Annotated in this window: 19 protein-coding genes and 2 pseudogenes; 8 read left to right on the forward strand and 13 right to left on the reverse strand. The window is 71.1% G+C overall.

The genetic code is table 11. The annotated features are described in order from the left end of the window. Positions 1-60: 60 nt before the first annotated feature. From ACP95_RS08890 to ACP95_RS08900, 3 genes are all read right to left on the reverse strand, one after another. Positions 61-663: a DUF655 domain-containing protein gene (locus tag ACP95_RS08890; protein WP_049980858.1), complete on the reverse strand. Its 603-nt coding sequence runs from the start codon at positions 661-663 to the stop codon at positions 61-63. A gap of 62 nt (positions 664-725) precedes the next feature. Next, positions 726-1,082 (reverse strand): RNA polymerase Rpb4 family protein, encoded by a 357-nt coding sequence (locus ACP95_RS08895; RefSeq protein ID WP_049980859.1) that lies wholly within the window; start codon positions 1,080-1,082, stop codon positions 726-728. Next, on the reverse strand, positions 1,082-1,375 hold the full coding sequence (locus tag ACP95_RS08900) for a 50S ribosomal protein L21e (RefSeq protein ID WP_049980860.1): 294 nt from the start codon (positions 1,373-1,375) through the stop codon (positions 1,082-1,084). Before ACP95_RS08900 ends, ACP95_RS08895 begins: the two co-directional genes overlap by 1 nt. Before the next feature lie 160 nt (positions 1,376-1,535). On the opposite strand from ACP95_RS08900, the pseudogene ACP95_RS08905 reads away from it, so the two are divergent. Beyond that, positions 1,536-2,707, forward strand: a pseudogene (locus ACP95_RS08905) (cystathionine gamma-synthase). Positions 2,708-2,958: 251 nt separating this feature from the next. On the opposite strand, the gene ACP95_RS08910 reads toward ACP95_RS08905, so the two are convergent. The 4 genes from ACP95_RS08910 to ACP95_RS08925 all read right to left on the reverse strand — a co-directional run bounded on the left by ACP95_RS08910 (position 2,959) and on the right by ACP95_RS08925 (position 6,088). Then, entirely contained in the window at positions 2,959-3,495 is a 537-nt protein-coding gene (locus ACP95_RS08910; protein ID WP_049980861.1) for a DUF309 domain-containing protein, read from the reverse strand. Between the two features lie 110 nt (positions 3,496-3,605). Beyond that, on the reverse strand, positions 3,606-4,082 hold the full coding sequence (locus ACP95_RS08915) for a GNAT family N-acetyltransferase (RefSeq protein ID WP_049980862.1): 477 nt from the start codon (positions 4,080-4,082) through the stop codon (positions 3,606-3,608). 258 nt (positions 4,083-4,340) lie between these two features. After that, a complete protein-coding gene (locus ACP95_RS08920; RefSeq protein ID WP_049980863.1) occupies positions 4,341-4,775 on the reverse strand; it encodes a hypothetical protein in 435 nt (144 codons plus the stop codon). 134 nt (positions 4,776-4,909) lie between these two features. Beyond that, entirely contained in the window at positions 4,910-6,088 is a 1,179-nt protein-coding gene (locus tag ACP95_RS08925; RefSeq protein WP_049980864.1) for a KaiC domain-containing protein, read from the reverse strand. A 124-nt stretch (positions 6,089-6,212) separates the two neighbouring features. On the opposite strand from ACP95_RS08925, the gene ACP95_RS08930 reads away from it, so the two are divergent. Then, the gene (locus ACP95_RS08930; RefSeq protein ID WP_049980865.1) at positions 6,213-7,034 is read left to right on the forward strand and encodes an NAD(+)/NADH kinase; all 822 of its coding nucleotides are present in this window, start codon (positions 6,213-6,215) and stop codon (positions 7,032-7,034) included. 15 nt (positions 7,035-7,049) lie between these two features. Here the strand turns inward: ACP95_RS08930 and carB are convergent. Continuing rightward, positions 7,050-10,390: pseudogene (carB, locus tag ACP95_RS08935) on the reverse strand (carbamoyl-phosphate synthase large subunit). A 165-nt stretch (positions 10,391-10,555) separates the two neighbouring features. Then, positions 10,556-11,524 carry an arsenic resistance protein gene (locus ACP95_RS08940; RefSeq protein ID WP_049980866.1) on the reverse strand — a complete coding sequence of 323 codons (969 nt, stop codon included), beginning with the start codon at positions 11,522-11,524 and terminating at the stop codon, positions 10,556-10,558. Between the two features lie 165 nt (positions 11,525-11,689). Here ACP95_RS08940 and ACP95_RS08945 point away from each other — a divergent pair, with 165 nt between their 5' ends. The 4 genes from ACP95_RS08945 (at position 11,690) to ACP95_RS08960 (ending at position 14,616) form a co-directional block, all read left to right on the forward strand. Beyond that, a complete protein-coding gene (locus ACP95_RS08945) occupies positions 11,690-13,138 on the forward strand; it encodes a sulfatase (RefSeq protein WP_049980867.1) in 1,449 nt (482 codons plus the stop codon). Next, complete coding sequence (locus ACP95_RS08950; protein WP_049980868.1) at positions 13,139-13,567, forward strand: GtrA family protein; 429 nt, start codon at positions 13,139-13,141, stop codon at positions 13,565-13,567. It begins immediately after the preceding gene. Between the two features lie 73 nt (positions 13,568-13,640). Then, positions 13,641-14,006 carry a DUF555 domain-containing protein gene (locus ACP95_RS08955; RefSeq protein ID WP_049980869.1) on the forward strand — a complete coding sequence of 122 codons (366 nt, stop codon included), beginning with the start codon at positions 13,641-13,643 and terminating at the stop codon, positions 14,004-14,006. Between the two features lie 70 nt (positions 14,007-14,076). After that, positions 14,077-14,616 carry a CBS domain-containing protein gene (locus tag ACP95_RS08960; RefSeq protein ID WP_049980870.1) on the forward strand — a complete coding sequence of 180 codons (540 nt, stop codon included), beginning with the start codon at positions 14,077-14,079 and terminating at the stop codon, positions 14,614-14,616. 29 nt (positions 14,617-14,645) lie between these two features. Here the strand turns inward: ACP95_RS08960 and purM are convergent, their stop codons facing one another. From purM to ACP95_RS08975, 3 genes are read right to left on the reverse strand one after another with little or no spacing between them, the layout of a single operon-like run. Beyond that, entirely contained in the window at positions 14,646-15,626 is a 981-nt protein-coding gene (gene purM / locus ACP95_RS08965; RefSeq protein WP_049980871.1) for a phosphoribosylformylglycinamidine cyclo-ligase, read from the reverse strand. A gap of 49 nt (positions 15,627-15,675) precedes the next feature. Further along, the gene (locus ACP95_RS08970) at positions 15,676-16,365 is read right to left on the reverse strand and encodes a metalloprotease (protein ID WP_202593808.1); all 690 of its coding nucleotides are present in this window, start codon (positions 16,363-16,365) and stop codon (positions 15,676-15,678) included. Continuing rightward, a complete protein-coding gene (locus ACP95_RS08975; RefSeq protein WP_049980872.1) occupies positions 16,362-18,032 on the reverse strand; it encodes a TraB/GumN family protein in 1,671 nt (556 codons plus the stop codon). The genes ACP95_RS08970 and ACP95_RS08975 overlap by 4 nt, the downstream gene beginning before the upstream one ends. Positions 18,033-18,116: 84 nt before the next feature. Between ACP95_RS08975 and ACP95_RS08980 the strand changes: the two genes are divergently transcribed. Beyond that, on the forward strand, positions 18,117-19,490 hold the full coding sequence (locus tag ACP95_RS08980; protein WP_049980873.1) for a glycerate kinase type-2 family protein: 1,374 nt from the start codon (positions 18,117-18,119) through the stop codon (positions 19,488-19,490). A 70-nt stretch (positions 19,491-19,560) separates the two neighbouring features. Beyond that, positions 19,561-20,256: an ArsR/SmtB family transcription factor gene (locus tag ACP95_RS08985; protein WP_049980874.1), complete on the forward strand. Its 696-nt coding sequence runs from the start codon at positions 19,561-19,563 to the stop codon at positions 20,254-20,256. Positions 20,257-20,262: 6 nt separating this feature from the next. Here the strand turns inward: ACP95_RS08985 and ACP95_RS08990 are convergent, their stop codons facing one another. Continuing rightward, entirely contained in the window at positions 20,263-21,237 is a 975-nt protein-coding gene (locus ACP95_RS08990) for a DUF5794 domain-containing protein (RefSeq protein WP_049980875.1), read from the reverse strand. Positions 21,238-21,550 lie beyond the last annotated feature (313 nt).

A 21,550-nucleotide genomic window follows, 5' to 3' on the forward strand; every position in this document is an offset into this window, starting at 1 on the left:
TCGACCTGTTCGGCGGCTGTCAGAGCGCGGCGGGGGAGCTACACAGTGCCCGCGAGAAAACTACTCCTCGCCGACGAACGCGCGGTACTTCACGTCCTCGGTGAGCTCCTCGATGATCCGGTCGACGACGGTCCCTTTCGCGTCGTGGAGGCCGGAGATGCGCTCCTCCAGGTCTTCGAAGCTCTCGAAGGGGCCCTGTCGCTTGCGGCTGTCGAGGATGTCGTCCCGGAGCTTGTCGCCGATCCCGGGCAGGACGTTCAGCTGGTGGAGCCGCAGAGTCAGCGGCTGGGCGTCGTTGAAGTAGTCGAGGAAGCGCTTGGGGTGGCGGTCGACGATCTCCTCGATCACGTACTCCAGCTCCTGTTCGGCGCCCCGGGAGAGATCGTCGTGCTGGATCTCGCGGTAGCGGTCGACCAGCTCGCGGTCGGCGTCCGGCGCGACGACGATCCGGTCGCCGATGCTCACGTCGGCGCCGTCGACGAGCGTGAGCTCGAACAGGTCGAACTCCTCCTCGCCGACCGCGTAGGCGATCTCGGGTTTCTGGTGCTGTGGTCGGTCGTCGTCGGGGCGTCCGTAGGGGAGATGGTCGAGCACGACCGCGTGCTCGACGGCTGCGTCCTCGGCCGTGTCCTCGGCCGTGTCGGACTCTTCTGCATCGCTCATGCCCCTGATAAGTCATCGCGACGGATAAACTGTCGCCCGGTGTGGGACCGGGCCGGGAGAACTCAGGCGTACTCCGCGACGACGTCGAGGATCGCGTCGAGCTCCTCGCCCGAGAGCGAGTAGCGCTCCTGGGCGTACACCGTCCGGAGCTCGTCGCGGTCGCGGGGTAGCAGGTCCGCGATCTTGTGGGCGGTCGGGTTGTCGACCTTGTCGAGCTCCTTCAGGCGCTCGACCAGCTCGCGGGACTCCTCGGCGTCGAGCAGCGCGAAGCGGTTCACGTGCTCGATGGCGCGTGCGAGCTCGTAGCGGAGCTCGCGGTCGTCCTCGGCCGCGCGCTGTTCCTCGACGTCCTGGAGCTCCTCTTTGACCTCCGCGGCCGTGAGGTACTCCTCGTCGAGCTTCTCTTTGAAGATCGTCATTACTCCTCCTGTGCGCGAAGGTGGGCGGCGCTGGCGATGATCGTCTTCTCCTTGCCGCCGTCGGTGATCTGGACCTTGAACGCGTCGCCCTGCGTGCCGACGACCTCGCCGGTGTGGCCGCTGAAGCGGGCGTGGAACCGACCGTCCTCGACCGACGGGTCGAGCACGAGGTGGACCTTCTGCCCCTCGTCGAACTCGGCGATGGCGCGCTGGGGTGGCGACGTGCCGCGGTCCCGGGGGTGGTTGGACAGCTTGTTGCGAGTGCCAGTGTTGGGCCCGTTGGAGCTAGGCATGGTCTTGTCGTCGCGTACTCGCGGTCGGCGTATAAACGATGCGTTCTCGAGTCACGTCTGTGGCCCGCGCGGGCGGCCCCTGCGTCGCGCGGGCGACGAGCCCCAACCCCGACCACGCCGGAAGCGGAACTATGACGCCCCCACCGCCCTACTCGCCGGTATGAGCGACGACCGCGGCGACGACGAGCGCATCGAGACCCGGGCCATCCACGCCGGCCAGGAGCCGGACGAGGAGACCGGCGCGCTGATGACGCCGATCTACGCCAACTCCACGTACGAGCAGGACGCGCCGGGCGACCACCGCGGCTACGAGTACTCCCGGACGGGCAACCCCACCCGGACCGACCTCGAATCGAACCTCGCCGCACTGGAGGGCGGCGAGTTCGGCCGCGCGTTCTCCTCCGGGATGGGCTCGATCAACACCGTGCTGAACCTCCTCGAATCCGGGGACCACGTCGTCGCCGCGACGACGTGTACGGCGGCACCCACCGCATCTTCACGCAGGTGTACGAGGAGTACGACCTGGAGTTCGACTTCGTCGACACCACGGACCACGACGCCGTCCGGGACGCGATGCGGGAGAACACCGAACTGCTCTGGGTCGAGACGCCGACGAACCCGCTGATGAACGTCAACGACATCGACGCGCTGACCGACATCGCCGACGAGTACGGCGCGCTCTCGGCGGTGGACAACACGTTCGCGACGCCGATGCTCCAGCGACCCCTCGAGCACGGCGCCGACATCGTCTCCCACTCGCTGACGAAGTACCTCGGCGGCCACTCCGACGTGGTCGGCGGCGCGCTGATCGTCGACGACGCTGACCTCGACGAGCGCATCGGCTTCTACCAGAACTCCGTCGGCGCCACGCCGTCGCCGTTCGACTGCTTCCTCGTCCTCCGCGGGACGAAGACGCTGCCGGTGCGGATGGACCGTCACTGCGAGAACGCGAGCGAACTCGCCCACTGGCTGCAGGATCACGACGCCGTGGACCGCGTCTACTACCCCGGGCTGGAGAGCCACCCGGACCACGAGCTCGCGAGCGAGCAGATGGACGACTTCGGCGGGATGCTCAGCTTCGAACTCGACGGCACGCTGGAGCAGGCCGAGACGGTCGTCTCCGAGACCGACGTGTTCACGCTCGCCGAGAGCCTCGGCGGCGTCGAGAGCCTGATCGAGCAGCCGGCGACGATGACCCACGCGGCGATCCCGAAGGAGGAGCGCGAGGCGGCGGGACTCACGGACGGCCTGATCCGAGTGAGCGTCGGCGTCGAGCACGTCGACGACCTGAAGGCCGACCTGCAGCAGGCGTTCGACGAGGCGCTGGCGTAGTCGGGACCGCGAGCCCTCTGCGGTAGACGAGCCCCTCGCTCGATGCAGCGTGAGAACTCCCGTCAGTGACTACGGTTCCGGGGTCGCGTACACGGTTTCGCAGGTCGGTTCCACGCGGATCTCGCCGTCGGCGGGGAGAGAGACGTCTGCCCCGCCCGCTTCCCTCCCGGCTGCGACGTTCGCACTAGCGACCGTTCCGTGCGACGTCGTCGGGAAGGTACTGGTGTCCCGGGACAGATGCAGTGGGTTCCTCAATGCTCTGCCGAACCGCGGAGGAACTCAACAACGAGTGTCTCGAACCCCGGCGCCCCGTCGTCACCGAGGTTCGCCAGCGCGAACGACGCCGCCTCCTCCCGTCGTGACTCGTCGTACCCGTGCTCCGCCGCGAGCACCCCGGCGGCGATCACGGCCGCGTCGAACGATAGATCGTCGTACAGCAATGCGTCGCCGTCGACGCGGAGCGCCGGCGGTCGTGCGCGTTCGATCCGCTCCGGGTCGGCTTCGAGCGCTGCGAGGTACGACCGGGCGGCGTCGACGTTCACCCGCCGGTAGTCGCCGGGGAGGTCCCGAAGATACTCCCGTCCGCTGTCGGCCAGCCCGACCGCGCCGGCCCAGTTCCCGTACCGCGCGTGAAACACCGCCGCAGTGAACTGGATCAGGCCGTGCAGGAACCGCTCGTCGTCGGTGCCCGCCGCCAGGTCCAGCCACAGCTCCTCCCAGGCGTCGTGTGCGCCGTGGTACTCGCCCTCGTTGTAGACGGCGACGCCGGCCCGCAGGTGGGCGTCCATGTGGTGGCGTGGGGGTGCGAGCGCAAAAACAGCTGCTGCCGGTCGCAGTCCCTCCGCCGTGTTCAGAAGCCGGTCGGCGAGCGAGACGACGAGCGAGCCACGACGGCCGATTACCGGCGGACGAACTCCGAGAGCTTCTCCGAGAGCGTCCGGTCCTCGCCGAGTTTGAGGTAGAACGCGTCGCCGCCGTCCTCGTAGTAGCTCTCGATGCGGCGCACGTCCTCGAAGCCGATGTGGCGGTAGAACGACAGCGCGTCGTCGTTGGTCGCCCGGGCGTGGCAGGTGACGGAGTCGTGGTCCTCGGCGACGGCGGCGACGAGGCGCTCGCCGAACCCCTCGCCGCGGTACTCGGGCGACACCGCGAGAAAGAGGATGTAGCCGTCCCGGCGGGCCGAGACGAACCCCGCGAGCTCGTCGTCGACGAACAGCAGCCGGCAGTCGGCACGGCGGTAGGCGTCCCTGAAGAAGCTCCGGCGCTGCTTCAGCACGCCTTCCTCCCTGCGAATCCGCTCTTTCAGTTGCCACGCCGCGGACTCGTGGGTAGCGTCGCCCCGCGGGTCCCGGCGCGTCTCGACGGTCGCGCTCACGCTTGGGGGGAGTAGTCGTGACGGGGATTTAACTCCGTCGTCGGTGGGGGGTGGAAACAGCGGGAGTACGACGTGCCGGCGTCGACGCCGCGCGGTCGCTCGCCGTAAACGGTCGCCACACGTCTGCGGCGTCGAGTTCCGTCGCCGCGCGACGGAGCGCGCGGTAGGTCACGAGCCGCCGCCGGCTAGAACACTTCCACGGCATCGAGCTTCGTGGCTCCAGCACGGAGGCTGGAGCCGGGCGCGCGCCGTGGAAGGCTAGAACACACTGTCGGCGGTGGCGGCCCCGACCACCGCGAACACGGCGCCGATGCTCACCGCCTTCGCCGTCTGGTAGGCGTCCGCGCCGAACGCCTGGGGGGCGGCGAAGCTGTACGCCAGCACCAGCACCGAGCCGAAGGAGACCAGCATCAGCGTCAGAAAGCGGTACGGGATCCCCGCGACCTCGGTCTCGTCGTCGGCGTCCCGGTCGCTGTCGGCGCGGTAGAGCGCGCCCCAGCCGATCGCGAACACCATCGCGACCGTCACTGCCCACTGCACGACGTTCATGTACCCCGCGAGCACCCACACCTCCTCGGTGACGACGAACGGTCCCGCGAGCAGGAAGCCACCGACGACCTGCTGGGCCACGTCGGCGGGCCTGAACTCGCGGTTGAACAGCCGCCGGAGCAGCCCGCGCGGGACCGAGACCATACCCACCACCTGACCCGCGGGGTTCTTTACTCCGACGGGTGCGCCGCGGGGGCGTGGACGCCTCCCGGCCGCGGTTGGTCGCCACCGCGGCCGAACGTCACACGGTTCCGGCTGCCCGTCGCCGGAACCGAGCTTCAGAAGATGTTCGCCTGCCGGTACACCGAGATCCCCTCGTTGGTGATCTCGTACGGCTTTGTCTCGCGGGAGTGGTTCGCGTCCCGGATCTTCTGGATCTCCACCGCCAGCCGCGTCTCCCGGAAGTCCGAGGGCCGGACGTACTGCAGGATGAACACCGCGTCGACGAGGTACTCGATGATCCCGTACCGCGAGGTGTACGGGTCGTCGCTGCTCGCCTCGGAGGTGAGCATCGTCGTCACCCCGGCGCGCTTGAGCGAGCGCGCGAAGTCGAACACCTCCGAACGGCGCTGGGCGGGGTGGTCGTACATCATCTCCAGCAGCGACACCGAGTCGAGCACGAGCCGGTCGGCGTTGAACTCCTCGACCAGCCGCGAGATGTCGTTCCGGATCGACGATAGCGAGTTCGCCATCTCGATCGGGTCCATCGAGACGATCGCGAGCCGCCCCTCGTCGCGCCACTCCCGGAACGGCCACCCCTTCTCCTCGGCCGTCGAGAGGATCGCCTCCCGGGACTCCTCGAGCGTGATGTAGATCGCCCGCCCCTCGTCCTCGAGCGCCTCGGTGAGGAACTGGAGCCCGAACGTGGTCTTCCCGGTCCCGGCGGCGCCGATGGCCACCATCAGCGAGCGCTGGGGGACGCCGCCGAGGATCATCTCGTCCAGCCCCTCGATCCCCACGTCGATGCGGTCGATGTCCGAGTCGAGCTCGGCGTCCTCGAACGACTCCCGGCCGCCGCCGAACCCCTCGTCGCCCTCGCCGAACCCCTCGTCGCCGCCGAACTCACCGCTGCCGAACCCCCCCGGGGCGTCGTCGGCGCCCTGCGCGCCGCCCTCGCCGAACCCCGGGGCGTCGGCGAACGGGTCCGTCCGCTCCGAGCGGTCCCGACTGCCGGCCACGCCGCCGAAGGGATCCGACTCCGTCCCCCCGCTCGGACTGCCGCCGCCGAACGGGTCGGCCCCGTCGTCGCTGTCGTCGCCGAAGGGGTTCGACGCCGGCGCCTCCTCCGGCTCGCCGTCGGCCGGGCCGTCGTCGGCCGGGGCGTCGTCCGATCGCTCCTCACCTGTCGGGTCCGTCGCGTCCGCGTCGCGCTCCTCGGGCGGCTCGTCCTCCTCGGACGCCCCCTCGGCCTCACGCATCGCGCGCTCGAACCAGTCTTCCTCCTCGTCGTCGCTCATGTGGGCGCGTCCACCCCCGCGAGGCGTCCGGTCATTGTCGGACTCTCGGCGTGCCCACAAATGAAGGTTGTCCGTGGCGCGACGTATCCGCGCGCTTTTGCCGGCGGGGTTGGAACCGCGAGCCATGCTGGTCGGCATCGTCGCGCGGCGAGGCAACAGGCGGGCGTCGTTCCTGGCGGCGGACATCCGTGACCGCCTCCGGGAGGCCGACGTGGAGGTGTGGCTGGACGAGGCCACGGCCGAGTCACACGGGGAGTCGGGCCGCCCGGTCTCGGCGATGGACGCGTGCGACCTCGTGGTCGCCATCGGCGGCGACGGTACGTTCCTGTTCGCGGCCCGCGGCGTCGGCGACACGCCGATCGTCGGCGTCAACCTCGGCGAGGTGGGGTTCCTCAACGCGATCGGCCCCGACGACGCGGTCGAGGCGGTGCTGGACGAGGTCGAGGCGCTCCGCGCTGGCGAGCTCACGGTCCGGGAAGCCCCCCGGCTGGTCGCCGCGGGCGACGACTGGGTCAGCCCGCCCGCAGTGAACGAGATCGTGCTGCAGGGCGCCCAGCGCGGCCCGGCCGGCGGGATCGACCTCGAGATCCGTGTCGACGGCTCGCTGTTCTCCTCCGGCCGGGCCGACGGCGTGCTCGCGGCGACGCCGACGGGGTCGACCGCGTACAACCTCTCGGAGTCCGGGCCGCTGGTTCACCCCGACGTGGACGCGGTCGTGCTCAACGAGATGTGCGCCGAGGCGGGGATGCCGCCGCTGGCGGTGGGGTTGGACAGCGAGATCACGGTCCGGCTCTCGGGCGCGCCCGAGGCTCACGTCATCGTCGACGGGCGCGTCACCCGGAGCCCCGACCCGCCGGCGACGGTGACGATCCGGACCGCCGACACGCCGATCCGGCTGGCCGGGCCAGACGCGGAGTTCTTCGAGGCGCTCAACAAGCTGGAGTAGCGGTCGCTCGCGTGTTCAGCCCCAGTTCTCTTCCGTGATCGGACGGTCCGAGAGCGCGGCCACGTCGACGCCCGCCAGCGAGCCGTCGGTCTCCTCGCCCGCTTCCAGCGCCGCCAGCGCGGCGCGGGCGGACGCCTCAGTCGAGAGGTAGGGAACTTCCTCGTCGACCGCGGTCCTGAGGCTGTCGCGCTCCGTCGAGAGCAGGAAGTCGACCTCGCCGGCCATCAGCGCCGACTCCAGGTCGTCGGGCTCGACCGCGTCGAGGTAGTCGGTGAACCCGTCGATCACCGCCTCCGGCCAGTCGCCGTCGACCGCGAGCGCGCCCGAGTCGGGGATCTCGTTGCCCGCCGCGATCTGTGCCTTCCCGTAGGCTGCGCCGAAGCTCTCGGCGGTGCCCATCACCTCGCCGGTGGACTTCATCTCCGGGCCGAGGCGCGGATCCGAGTCCGGCAGGCGGTCGAACGGCAGCACGACCTCCTTCACGCTCGGCTGCTCCGGAATCTGCTCGGCGGCGTCGATCTCGGCCAGCGACTCGCCGGCCATCGCGCGGGCGGCGAGCTTCGCGATCGGCACGCCCGTCGCCTTCGAGACGAACGGGACCGTGCGCGAGGAGCGCGGGTTCGCCTCGAGCACGTACACGGTCGCGCCGTCGTCGTCCTCCTGGACCGCCAGCTGGACGTTCAGCAGCCCCACGGTCGACAGCGCCTCGGCGATCTCCTCCACCACTTCGCGGACGCGGGTCAGCGTCGCGTCGTCCAGCGAGCGCGGCGGGATCACGCAGGCGGAGTCGCCCGAGTGGACGCCCGCGCTCTCGACGTGTTCCATCACGCCGCCGATCAGCACGTCCTCGCCGTCGGCCACGGCGTCGACGTCGAGCTCGACCGCGTCCTCGAGGAACGAGTCGACCAGGATCGGCTTCTCGGGAGAGACGCGCACGGCCTCCTCGACGTACTCACAGAGCTCCTCGTCGCTGTGGACGACCTCCATCGCGCGCCCGCCGAGCACGTAGGAGGGGCGCACCAGCACGGGGTAGCCGATCTCGTGGGCGAGATCGAGCGCCTCGGCCTCGCTCGTCGCGGAGCCGCCGGCGGGCTGCTCGATCCCGCGCTCGGCCAGCAGGCGGTTGAAGCGGTCGCGGTCCTCGGCGAGGTCCATCGCGTCGACGCCGGTGCCGAGGATCTCGCAGTCGAGCCCGCGGCGTCCCAGCTCCGCCTCGAGCGGCTCGCCCACGTCGACGGAGGTCTGCCCGCCGAACTGGACCATCACGCCGTCGGCGTCGGTCGCCTCGATCGCGTCGGCGACCTCCTCGGCGGTGATGGGTTCGAAGAACAGTCCGTCGGAGGTGTCGTAGTCCGTCGACACCGTCTCGGGGTTGTTGTTCACCACGTGGGCGTCGATGCCCAGTTCCTCCAGCGCGCGGACCGCGTGGACCGCACAGTAGTCGAACTCGACGCCCTGCCCGATGCGGATCGGGCCGCCGCCGACGACCACGACGCTCTCCACGTCGGTGTCGACCTGAAGTTCGTTGTGGGCGCCCGCGTCGTCGAACAGCTCCGGGCGGCGCGCGGAGTAGTAGTACGGTGTCGACGCCTCGAACTCGCCGGCGCAGGTGTCGACCTGCTTGAACGAGCGGTCGGGCGTCTCGCTGGCGACTGCCTGCGGCGTCACGCCGCTCCCGTCGGTCGCCGCCGCCGGGGCGTCGTCGGCCGCGGCGGGCTCTGAGGCCGGGAGCCAGGAGGCGTGGGTGTCCGGGAACTCGCCGCCGGCGATGGCCGCGATCTCGTTGTCGGTGAACCCGACCTCGGCGGCCGCGGTGTAGTCGCCCGCGGCGGCGTCGATAGCCGCTTCGGCGACGTGCTGGAAGCGCCCGACGTACCAGTCCTCGATCCCGGTGAGGTCGGCGACCTCGTCGACCGAGAACCCGCGGACGAACGCCTCGAGCATCGCGTACGGGCGGTCCGGGCTCGGGCGGACGAGGTACTCGTCGGCGAGCTCCTCGTCGTCGACGGCCGTCCAGTCGACCGCGGGGTCGTACTCGGAGCTCCGGAGCGCCTTCAGCAGGCTCTCCTCGAACGTGCGGCCGATCGACATCGCCTCGCCGGTCGACTTCATCGCCGTCGAGAGCGTGAAGTCGGTCTCGGGGAACTTGTCGATCGGCCAGCGCGGCACCTTCGTCACCACGTAGTCGATCGCGGGCTCGAAGGCGGCGGTCGTCTCGCCGGTGATCTCGTTGTCGATCTCGTGGAGGCGCTTCCCCAGCGCGACCTTCGCGGTGACGCGGGCGATCGGGTAGCCCGTCGCCTTCGACGCCAGCGCGGAGGAGCGGGAGACGCGCGGGTTCACCTCGACGACGCGGTACTCGCCGCCGGGGGTGCCGTCGTCGCGCCACGCGAACTGGATGTTACAGCCGCCCTGGATGCCGAGATCGCGGATGACCTCGAGCGCCGCGTCGCGCATCTCCTGGTGGCCGTCGTCGGGGATCACCTGCGACGGCGTGACGACCGTCGACTCGCCGGTGTGGATCCCCATCGGGTCGAGGTTCTCCATGTTGCAGATGATGATGCAGGAGTCGCCCGCGTCGCGCATCACCTCGTACTCGAGCTCGACCCAGCCCGAGATCGACTCGGTGACGAGCACCTCGTCGTTGCGCGAGAGGCGCAGCCCCTTCCGCACGCGCTCGAGCAGCTCGTCCATCTCGTCGACGACGCCCGAGCCGGAGCCGCCCAGCGTGTAGGTCGTGCGGGCGATCACCGGGAGCCCGCCGACGGCGTCGACGGCGGCGTCGACGCGCTCGGTCAGCGCGTCCTCGCTCATCTCCGTCACCGACTCGTCGTCGTCGAGGCTGATCGTCGTCGACTTCGGCACCGGCTGGCCGAGCCCCTCCATGCGCTGGCGGAACAGGTCGCGGTCCTCCGTCGCGTAGATCGTGTCCAGCGGCGTCCCCATGATCCCACGTCGTGCTCCTCGAGCACGCCCTGCTCGGCGAGTTCGGCGGTGACGTTCAGCCCGGTCTGCCCGCCGAGGCCGGCGATGACGCCGTCGGGCTGCTCCTTCCGGATCACCTCCGCGATCGCGTCGGGCGTGATGGGCTCGACGTACACGCGGTCGGCGGTCTCGGGGTCCGTCATGATCGTCGCCGGGTTGGAGTTGACGAGCACGACCTCCGCGCCCTCCTCCTGCAGCGCCCGGCAGGCCTGCGCGCCCGAGTAGTCGAACTCGGCGGCCTGCCCGATCTGGATCGGGCCGCTGCCGATCAGCAGGATGGTCCGGCCGGCGCCCGCGCCGTCGGCCGTGCCGCCGTCCGTGACTGGTTCCGGGGCGAACGTCGCTCCGTCGTCACTGCCGGTCTCCGTCATTACTCCACCGAAATACGCGAATCGTAATAAGCTCGGCGAATAGCTACGAGTTCCGAAGCAGCTTTACGAATTTCGTAACCGATGCCCAGACACACCACTCGCGTGTGCAGGTCGCCGATGGAGTCGGGGCTGGGCGTGGGGGCCACCGCGCCGGAAATGGTCGCCTCAGCGGGCCGCGTCCGGAACCAGCCAGCGCGGCACGACTCGCGTCAGCGTCACCATCCCCGCCAGCTCCACGAGCGTCTGCGTGACGACGACCGCCGCGGCCAGCCGGTAGGTCGCGGGGAGGGCGAGCGCCAGTGGCAGCACGACCAGCGAGTTGCGCGTCACCGACGTGAACACGAGCGCGCGGCGCTCGGCAAGGGGGAGTTCGAGGCGCGCGCCGACGGCCCGCGCGAGCAGCGGCATCACGACCAGGAACGCGACGTAGACGGGGACGACGGCCGCGATCTGGTCGATCGAGCCCCGGACGCGCGGGAGCTGTGAGGCGATCACGACGAACAGCGTGGCCGAGAGCATCGGCACCGGGAGCCAGCCCATCGCCGCCTGCCACGAGGCGCCGCGGCCCGAGCGATCGGCCCACGCCTCCGTCAGCCACGCGAGCATCAGCGGGAGCGCGATGATCAGCAGGAACGCCTCGAGGAACGGGCGCGGCTCGATCGCCGCCGCGACGGGCGGCCCGACGAACAGCCAGAGGTACGCCGGCAGCAGCAGGAGCTGGGCGAGGAGGAGCGCCGGCGTCGCCGCCGTGACCTGCTCGGCGTCCCCGCCGGCGAGGTCGGTGAACGTGATGACGTAGTCGATGCAGGGCGTCAGCAGCACCATGAACGCGCCGACCAGCAGCGCGGGGCGATCCGGGAGCGCCCGCGTCAGCAGCCACGCCACGACCGGGACGACGAGGAAGTTCATCCCCAGCGCCGCCCCCATGAACCGGCGGTTCCGGAACGCCTGCCGGAGGCGGACGAAGGGCACCTCGAGGAACGTGACGTACAGCAACAGCGCCAGGGCCGGGTCGATGAGCGCCTCGATCGCCGGCGCGGCAGCGGGCCGGGCGACAGCGACGGCGACTGCGAGCGCGACGCCGACGGCGTAGACGGCGACCTGTCGGCGCTGGAGCCACGCCGTCCCGTTCATACGCGCCGGTTCGGCGCAGGGGGTGAAAACGACGGCGCTCGTCACTCTCCGGGATAGTGGTACTTTTAGCCCCGGGCGCCCCGTACTACGTATCCACCCGCCCGACGCGTCGTTCCCGGCTCTCGACGGGGAACGACGGCCGCCGTCCGCAGTCGGGGACCCACCATGACCGACACCGACCCCTCGAACGTCGTACTCGTCACGGTCGACTCGCTCCGGGCCGACGCGCTGGGCGCCTACGACGACGACCGCACCACGCCCGTGCTCGACGGCCTCGCCGACCGCGGCGCGACGTTCGAGCGCGCCTTCGCCACCGGCAACTGGACGCCGTTCTCGTTCCCGTCAATCATGGGCTCGCGACCCGTGTTCGGCGACACCGGCCGCATCGGCGTCGACGGCGCCGAGACGCTCGCGGAGACGCTCTCGGACGCGGGGTTCGACACGGCGGGGTTCAACGCCGCCAACGGGTTCCTCACCTCCCACTGGGGGTACGACGACGGGTTCGACGAGTTCGAACCGTTCGTCGCCAGCGTCGGCTCGAGCATCTACAGCAAGTACCTCGCCACCCACCCGACCGTCGAGGCGTGGCTCCAGCTCGCCACCTCGCCGCTCCGGCGGTTCGGCTCCTGGCTCCGCGGCGGCACCGACGAGCGCCCGTTCCTCGACACCTCCCGCATGTTCGACGTGGAACACGCGGCGACCGACTTCGTCGAGGCCGCCGACGAGCCGTTCTTCCTCTGGATCCACTACATGGACGCCCACACGCCGTACGTGCCGGCGCCGCGGTACATCCGCGAGGTGTCCGACGCCCGCCTCGGCACCCACAGGATGATCCACGCCCACACCCGAACCGGGCTGGGCTGGAACGTCGGCGACCGGACGCTCCGGGATCTCCGCACGCTCTACCAGGCCGCCGTCCGGCAGGTCGACGCCAGCGTCGGTCGCGTGCTCGACTCCCTGGAAGCCGCGGGCGTCGCCGACGAGACGGCGGTCGTCGTCGCCGGCGACCACGGCGAGGAGTTCCAGGAACACGGCCACCTCGCGCACTACCCCAAGCTGTACGACGAACTGATCAACGTCCCCCTGATCGTCGACGTGCCCGGCGCCGACGGCGAGCGGATCGAGGGGCAGGTCGGCCTCGACGCGATCCCGCCGACCGTGACCGACCTGCTCGGCGTCGACGCGCCCGCGGCCTGGACGGGGTCGAGCGTCGCGCCGAGCGTCCGCGACGGCGAGGAGCCGGCGGACGAGCCCGTCGTCTCCGTGACGGTCCGGGGGGAGGAGGTGACCAGCCAACCCATCCCGCGCTCGCTCGACGACGGCGACCTGCTGGTGAGTGTCCGGGACCGCGACTGGACGTACGTCGAGAACGTCGATGCTGCCGGCGCCGAGGCGACCGAACTGTACTACCGCCCCGACGACCCGACCCAGCAGGAGGACCTGAGCGCGGACCCCACGCCGGAGCAACGGGAGCTGATGGCGGAGTTCGGCGGGATCGTCGACGCCCACGCCGACCTGCTGCGCGCCGCTGCCGAGGCGGACACCGCAGCCGGCCCCGAGGAGGGCGTCGACGCCGACCTGGAGAACCGACTCGAGGCGCTCGGCTACCGGTAGATGATCCGCTCGTTCATCCGCAGCCTCCTGAGCGGCCCGGTCGCCGTCCAGCTCCGGCGGTACGTCGTCGTCGGCACGACGACCGCGGGCGTGCAGATGCTGCTGCTCTGGCTGTTCGTCGACGCCGGCGGCGCGAACTACCTCCTCGGCGCGACGGTCGCGATCGAGATCACGATCGTGATGACGTACGTGCTCAACAACGCGTGGACGTTCGCGTCGATGCAGAACACCGGCTGGGCGGACTACCTCACCGGGCTCGTGAAGACGAACGTCGTGCGCGGGACGGCGATCCCGATCCAGCTGGCGGTGCTGTACGCGCTGGTCGACTTCGGCTCGGTCCAGTACCTGCTGGCGAACGCGGTGGGGATCGTCGTCAGCGGCGTCTACCGCTACGTGTTCGACGCGAAGTGGACGTGGGGGCGGACCTGACGGTCGACTCGGGCGCTCGTCGCTCGTCGTCGCGCTTCGCTGGAGTTAACGTGCGCAGGCTACTGGCTTCTGTATGAGCAACTATCACGTCGTGATGGAGGCCGCGTGGCTCGTGCGAGACGTCGAGGACATCGACGACGCCATCGGCGTCGCCGTCTCCGAGTCCGGCCGCCGACTCAACGAGGCGGACAAGGAGTACGTCGACGTCGAGGTCGGGCTGACCGACTGCCCGGCCTGTGGCGAGCCGTTCGACTCCGCGTTCATCGCCGCCGGCACCGCCCTCGTGGGGCTGGTGCTCGAGATCGACATCTTCAACGCCGAGAACGAGGAGCACGCCACCCGCATCGCCAAGAGCGAGGTCGGCGGCGCGCTCCGGGACGTTCCCCTGGAGGTCATCCAGACGATCGAGACCGAGGAGGACGAGCAGACAGCCGAGTAGGCCGGTCACGGCGCGCTCGCCGGCCCGTTCTTCCGAAACGCTTTCAAATTACCCGTAGTTATCCGTCGGCATGGAGCTGCCGACACCCGAGGACCTGCGCGAGCGGCGGAACGCGGTGGGGATGACCCAGTCGGCGCTGGCCGACCGCGCCGGCGTCTCCCAGCCGCTGATCGCCCGCGTCGAGAACGACGACGTGGACCCGCGGCTCTCGACGCTCAGACGGATCGTCGAGGCGCTCGACGAGGCCGAGGGCGAGGTGGTCCGGGCGACGGACCTGATGCACGAGAGCGTGGTCCACGTGAGCCCGGACGACTCCGTCACCGACGCGGTCGAGCTGATGGACGAGGAGGCGTACTCACAGCTGCCGGTGATCCAGAACGGCGTCCCCGTGGGCTCGATCTCCCAGTCCGACGTGATCCACGCCGGCGAGAACGTCGGCGACCTGCCCGTCGCCGAGGTGATGAGCGAGTCGTTCCCGACCGTCGGCGCCGACGCGACCGTCGACGAGATCCGCAACCTGCTCGACCACTACAAGGCGGTGATCGTCACCGACGGCGGCGAGGCTGTGGGGATCATCACCGAAGCGGACATCGCGAGCCACCTCTCCTGACGCGGGCCGCGACTCCACAGAACCAGCCGCTACAGCTCCAGCCCGCGGATCGCCACACCGTCGCCTTCCGCTACCCGCCCGATCACGCGCCCCTCGGTCTCCCCCACGAGCGAGTCCGCCTTCTCCGGATCGACGGCGGCGACGAACCCAGTGCCCATGTTGAACGTCCGGTGCATCTCCTCGTCACTCACGTCGCCGAGGTCCTGCACGAAGTCGAACACCGGCTGGGCCGGCCACGGGTCGTCGATCTCGTAGTGGAACTCGCCGAGGCGTTCGAGGTTCGTCCAGCCGCCGCCGGTGACGTGTGCGGCGGCGCGGACGCCGTGCTCGCGCATCGGGTCGAGCAGGTCGGTGTACAGCCGCGTCGGCTCGAGCAGCGCGTCGCCGACGGCCTCGTAGCGCTCGCCGGGGTAGGGGTCCGTGTACTGGTACTCGCGGGTGACCGCCTCGCGGGCGAGCGTGAGCCCGTTCGAGTGGATCCCGGAGGACTCCCAGCCGACGAGCGCGTCGCCCGGCTCGGCGCGCCCCTCGAACACCGCGTCCTTCCGGGCCAGCCCCGCGCAGGTGCCCGCGAGATCGAGCCCCTTCACGACCTCGGGCATCACCGCCGTCTCGCCGCCGACGAGTTCGAGGTCGCCGGCGTCGGCGCCCGCGGCGAGCCCCTCGCCGATCTGTTCGGCGAACCGCTCGTCGGGCTCGTCGACGGCGAGGTAGTCGACGAACGCCACCGGGCGGACCCCGGCGGCGACGAGGTCGTTGGCGTTCATCGCGATGCAGTCGATGCCCACCGTCGAGTAGTCCTCCATCGCCTCGGCGACGAGCAGCTTCGTCCCGACGCCGTCGGTCGCCAGCGCGAGGTAGCGGTCGCCGATGTCGAGCAGCCCGGCGTAGTCGCTGTCGGTGCCCTCGCCCGCGGCGCCCGCGGCGCCGACCAGCGCGGCCGTCGCCGCCTCGCTGTCGGCGATGTCGACGCCGGCGTCCGAGTACGTCAGCCCCTCCTCCTCGGTCATGGCTGAAGCGGCGGGAGGGCCGCGCAAAAGTCCTCCGCTCCGTCGCGGGTCAGAAGCCGACGCCCAGCACGAACACGACGTACACCGTCACCGCGATGCTGGGGAGGAACACCGCCGCCCAGACCGCCTTGCTCCAGCCCACGATCGTCTTCCCGTCGAGCGCGCCGATGGGTATCATGTTGAACGCCGCGAGGAACAGGTTCACCGCGAGCCCGCGGCCGCCGAGCAGTTCGAGCAGGTCGATGCCGAGGGCGACGCCGCCGATCCAGAGCGGGACGAACACGACCGCGAGCACGAGGTTCACCGCCGGCCCCGCGAGCGCGATCAGCCCGTGCTGGCGGTCGGTCAGCCGGCCGCGGTGGTGGACCGCGCCCGGGGCGGCGAAGATGAACCCGAGGAACGCGCTCATGATCGCCAGGAACAGCATGTTGTACTCGGCGCGGAACGCGGCGATATTGCCGTACCTGACCGCCATCACCTTGTGCCCGAGTTCGTGGAGCAGGAACCCGACGCCCGCGGTCAGCAGCGAGACGACTAGCGCGACCGCGAACGTCGACGGGCTCCCCGTCACGAGCGCGATCGCGCGCTGGCCGCCGCCGGCGAAGAAGATCGCGAACGCGACGCCGAGCGCGAGCCACGCGATCAGCAGGTCCTGGATCTCCTGGCCCGAGAACCGCAGCGAGGGGTCGGGTTCGAACCGGCCCCCGGCCGCGCCTCGCCCGCCGTCGGGCGCGCTCACGCGACCCACCTCCAGATGCCGCGGGCGCTGTTCTGTGCGCCCTCGATCAGGAGCTGTGGCACCGCGCTCACGCCGCCGATGTCGCCGAAGAACGGTGGCAGCACGTACAGCGCGAACAGGAACGAGGCGACGAAGCTGCCGACGTTCGTCAGCGCGACGATCATGATGAGCTTGAACAGCGGCACGTCGAACATCTGGTCGATCAGCTCCAGCAGCGGCGTCTCCTGGTCGTCGAGCATCGCGTTCAGCGTCTCGATGTCGCCGACGTTGACGGTGGTGTACCGGAGCTCGACGTAGCCCGCGAACCAGCCCGGCGCGAGCAGGGGGTTCACGGAGGTGAGCCACGCGACCGAGCCGCCGACCAGCGCCGAGGGCCAGTGGGCGCCGACCAGCCGCGCCAGCCCCGCCGCGAACACGCCGTTGACGACGAACCACGCCGCGAACAGCTCCAGCAGGAAGCGGTCCTCGACGCCCGCCATCGCCAGCAGCACGAAGAATGCGACGAACGCGCCGGTGATAGCGACGGCGGCGATCTTCCCCCAGGGGAGCAGGCGCTCCCGTTGTCCCGTCAGCGACTCCCGCGGCGGCAGTCGCTCGGGGTGGGCGAGATACTCCTCGATCCCCGCGCGGTGGCCGGCGCCGACGATCGCGACCACGTCCTTCCCCTGGGCGCGCAGGTCGAGCAGGTTGTGCGCGATGTAGGCGTCGCGCTCGTCGATCAGCGCCTCGGCGCCGCCGGGGGAGAACTGCCGGAACTCCTCCATCATCGCGGTCACCACGTCGGTGTCGGTGAGGTCGTCGGGATCGAGCAGCTCCTCAACCTCCTCGTCGGCAGACTCGCCGCCCTCGCCGAGGAGGCTCATCGCGCCCGCGACGGCGACGCCGACGACCAGCCCCGCGGCGAGCCCCAGCGTCATCGACCCGACGGCGCTGATCACGAAGTCGCCGAGGTACTGGGTGACCAACGCGTCGGTGAGTCCGAGCCCGACGCCGGCGAGGGTGCCGATAGCGAACCCGCCGCCGCCGGCGACCGCGAGCGCCAGCGCGTCGTCCTGGAGCGTGCGGAAGGCGAGCTCGGCGAGCACGTACGCCGACAGCAGCCCCACGAGCGCGCTCCCGGTGAGCCCGACCAGCAGTGACTGCGTGACGCCGACGGCGCCGCCGAACACGCCGAGGATCGGGCCCAGCACGACCCCCACCAGCACGCCGAACAGCACGCCGCCGATCCGGGGGTCGGTGACCCCGAACGCGAGCGACCCGACGACCTGTAGCTTCTCGAACAGCCCCATCCGCGACCAGAACCGGCGGATCGTCTCCTGGATGTCGCGGTCGACCAGGGCGATCTCGATCCCCAGATCCTCCGCGGTCTCGACGGCGGCGAGCATCTCCGCGCCGGGCTCGATGTCGAAGCGGTCGCCCAGCCGCGCCTGCACGTAGGAGAGCATCCAGTACGCGAGGAACTGGAACACGGTGTTCCCCTCGAGCAGGTCGCCCGCGGAGAGGTCCTCGGGCTCCCCGCCGCGCATCTGGTTGTAGCGCCCCTCGTCCAGTTCGACGGCGACGGCGTCCGGGCGCTCCGTCTCGATGGTCTCCTCGACCTCCCGGACGCTCTCGGCGGAGACGTGCGCGGTCCCCACGACCTGCACGCTCCCCTCCGACTCACTCATTGGGGAGGGCTCGGCGCCGCCGGGCCTTTACCGTGACGAAAGCCCTCCCAAACCGTTTTGACCCCTGCCGCCGCGCTCACGCCCGTGTTCCGCAACCGCGCGACCCTCGCTCGCTCGCCAGCCCACGAGGTCGCGCTCGACTGCCTCGCGGCCGGCATCCGCGGCGCCGACCCCGAGCGCGCGACCCGCGACGCCGTCGCCGTGACCGGCGCGGATCTCGAGATCGACACTGGCGATCGATCGTTCGTCGACCTCTCGGCGTTCGACCGGATCCTCGTCCTCGGCGGCGGGAAGGCGGCGCCCGGCGTGGTCCGCGCGCTCGACGCCCGCCTGGGCGAGCGAATCACCGACGGGCTCGTCGTCGTCCCCGAGGACCACGCCGACGTGGGCGGCTCCATCGGCGCCGTCGCCCTGGAAGCCGGCGGCCACCCGGTCCCGACGCCGGCAGGCGCCGACGCGACCGAGCGACTGCTCGACCTCGCCGAATCGGCCGACGCGTCCACGCTCGTCCTCTCGGTCGTCACAGGCGGTGCGAGCGCGCTGCTCGCGTCGCCTGCCGGTGAGCTCGCCGTCGACGACCTCCGCGAGGTCACTCGGGGGCTCCTCGACGCCGGCGCCGACATCGAGGCGATCAACGCCGTCCGCAAGCACGCCTCGCGGGTGAAAGGCGGCCGGCTCGCGGCCGCCGCCGCCCCCGCCACGGTCGTCGGGCTCGCGGTCAGCGACGTGGTCGGCGACTCGCCCTCGGTGATCGGCTCCGGCCCGGGGGCGCCGGACGCGACGGGGTACGACGACGCGCTCGCGGTGCTCTCCCGGTACGCTGTCGACGCGCCGGCGGTCCGCGACCATCTCGAAGCCGGCGCCGCCGGCGAGCGGCCGGAGACGCCCGGTCCGGCAGACCCGGCGGTCGCCGACGTGCCAACCCACGTCGTCGCCGGCGCCCGAACGGCCATCGACGCCGCCGCCGACGCGGCCGCGGAGCGGGGGTACGAGCCCTGCGTGCTCTCCTCGCGAGTCCAGGGCGAGGCACGAGGCGCGGCGCCGACCCACGTCGCGGTCGCGGAGGAGGCAGCCGCGTCCGGCGATCCCGTCGACCCGCCCGCCGTCCTGCTCTCCGGCGGGGAGACGACCGTCGACGTGCGGGGGGACGGCGACGGCGGCCCGAACACGGAGTTCGCACTCGAGGCGGCGCGCTCGCTGTCGGCGGGCGTCGACCGCGTGGGCGACGGGCTGGTCGTCGCCGCCGTCGACACCGACGGCCGGGACGGCGCGAGCGACGCCGCGGGCGCGCTGGTCGACTCCGGGACCGTGACGGACGACGCCGAGGCCGGCGACGCGCTCGCGCGGAACGACTCGCTGGGCTATCTCGCGGCCCGGGACGCGGCGCTGACGACCGGCCCGACCGGGACGAACGTCAACGACCTCCGGGTGCTGGTCGTGCCAGGGCGGCGGGACTGACGTCGACGTGACAGCTCGTCGGGGTCGAAGGGGATAGAGTTTCAACGACCCGCACGAAAACGGTGGCTGCATGGTCGACATACTGCCCTCCACCCCGGACGCCGACCCCGACCCGGAGCCCCGGGTGCTCGGCGTCGACAGCGACGAGGCGGGCGAGACCCTCGCCGCGCTCTCCTCGGAAACCGCTCGGGGGATGCTGCGGGAGTTCCACGACGACCCGGCCACCCCCTCGGGGGTCGCCGACCGGCTGGACCTCTCGCTGCAGAACGCCCAGTACCACATCGGCAACCTCGAGGACGCCGGCCTGATCGAGCCCGTCGACACGGTGTACTCCGAGAAGGGTCGCGAGATGACGGTGTACGGCCCGGCGGACGCGCCGCTGATCGTCTACGCCGGCACCGAGGACGACACGACCGGCCTGAAAGCCGCGCTCTCGCGGCTCATCGGCGCCGTCGCGGCGCTGGGGCTGGCGAGCGTGCTCGTCCAGTCGTACCTCGGCGACCTGCCGCTCCCGTTCGGGACGGGCGCCGGCGGCGCCGCCGACCACCAGGCCGGCGCCACGGCGACGGAGGTCGCGACCGAGACCGAGAGCGATATGGCGATCGCCCAGACGACTTCGACCCCCGAGCCCACGGCGACGGAGATGGCCGAAACCGTGCGGGTCGCGGAGGACGCGTTCGCGCTCCCGCCGGGGCTGCTGTTCTTCCTCGGCGGGGCGGCGGTGCTGCTCGGCGTCGGCGCAGTCTGGTGGCTGCAGAACCGCTGACCCGCCTCAGAGATACGGCGGGCGTTCGGGCTCGTCAGACTCCGCGGCCGGCTCCTCCTCGCCCTCGATCATCCCCCCGTCGGCGGCGCCGACGGCCGACTCCGCGTCGGCCCCGCCGGCGCGGCTGGCGGCGGCCAGCTCGGCGGGGAGGTCGACCGGGCGGTCCTCGCTGTCGGCGTCGGGGCTGTACGTCGGCGGCGCGTCGTCGTCGGTCGCCGCCCCCGCGTCGCCCTCGGAGTTCGGGTCGTAGGAGAGCAGCGCGGTCACCGCGAGCACGGCGAGCGCGACCGGCTGGTCGGTCACCAGCACGCCGAGCACGTCGACGGCGAGCATCCCCAGCGCGACGGCGCTGCCGAACCGGAAGCGATCGATGTCGACCGCGCCCTGGAGCTGGGGGGCGCTGAGCGCGACGCCCAGAGCGAACGCGATCCCCGTGCCAGCGGCGGCCGCCGCGGGCAGCAGCGTCGAGAGCTCGAAGCTCATGGAGAGCGTCGCGCCCGCGGGACGGTAGCTGGCGACGACACCCAGCGCGACGATCGCGCCGGGGCCCGGGAGGTACGTGCCCACCTCCGCGCTCGCGGTTTTGGCGGCGATCGCGAGGATCACCAGCCCCGCGAAGCGCTGGAACACGTCCGGGTCGAACATCGAGTAGATCGTCTGGGCGAACGCCGCCTCGACGACGGCGAGCGGGATCAGCACCAGGCCGATCAGGAGGACGGAGGTCGCCTTCTGGATCGGGCTCCCCTCCATCTCGGCGAGGATCACCGCGACCGTGGCGGAGCCGCCGAAGATGAGCAGCCCGGTCTGGAGCACGCCCCACGGGTCCATCCCGCCCGCGTCGGTCGTGAGGGCGCCGGCGACGACGAGCGCGGGGAAGATGCCGTCGACGAGCGGCAGCCCCATCACCGTCGCCAGCAGCTTCGTGGCGCCGCCGACGCGCTGTTCGAGGCGTAACGCGATCGGGTGGTCTGAGACGCTCACGACTAGCTCGCGGCCTCACCCGTGGCCAAACGGTGGTGTTCTCCCGAGTCCGGATAGCCGCGACGGAGGTGGAATCCTGTAAATTTCGGGAAGAGACATCGAGCTGTCCGCCACATCGGTGTCGGCTGGTCGACGGCGCTGCTGGGCGACTGGCCGGCGATGCGCGATGCGGCGGGACGGTCGACGTCCATACACGGGTATTCCCCCGATAAGCCGATAAACGTTGTGTGAGAGTGGCCCCCATAACCACGACCGGATCGTCGGTGAAACTGGACGTGAGTCGAGGAACCCTCGGCAGATGCACGGTTGAACT

Origin of the sequence: Halolamina rubra, assembly GCF_000739555.1 — an archaeon.
Taxonomy (GTDB): domain Archaea; phylum Halobacteriota; class Halobacteria; order Halobacteriales; family Haloferacaceae; genus Halolamina; species Halolamina rubra.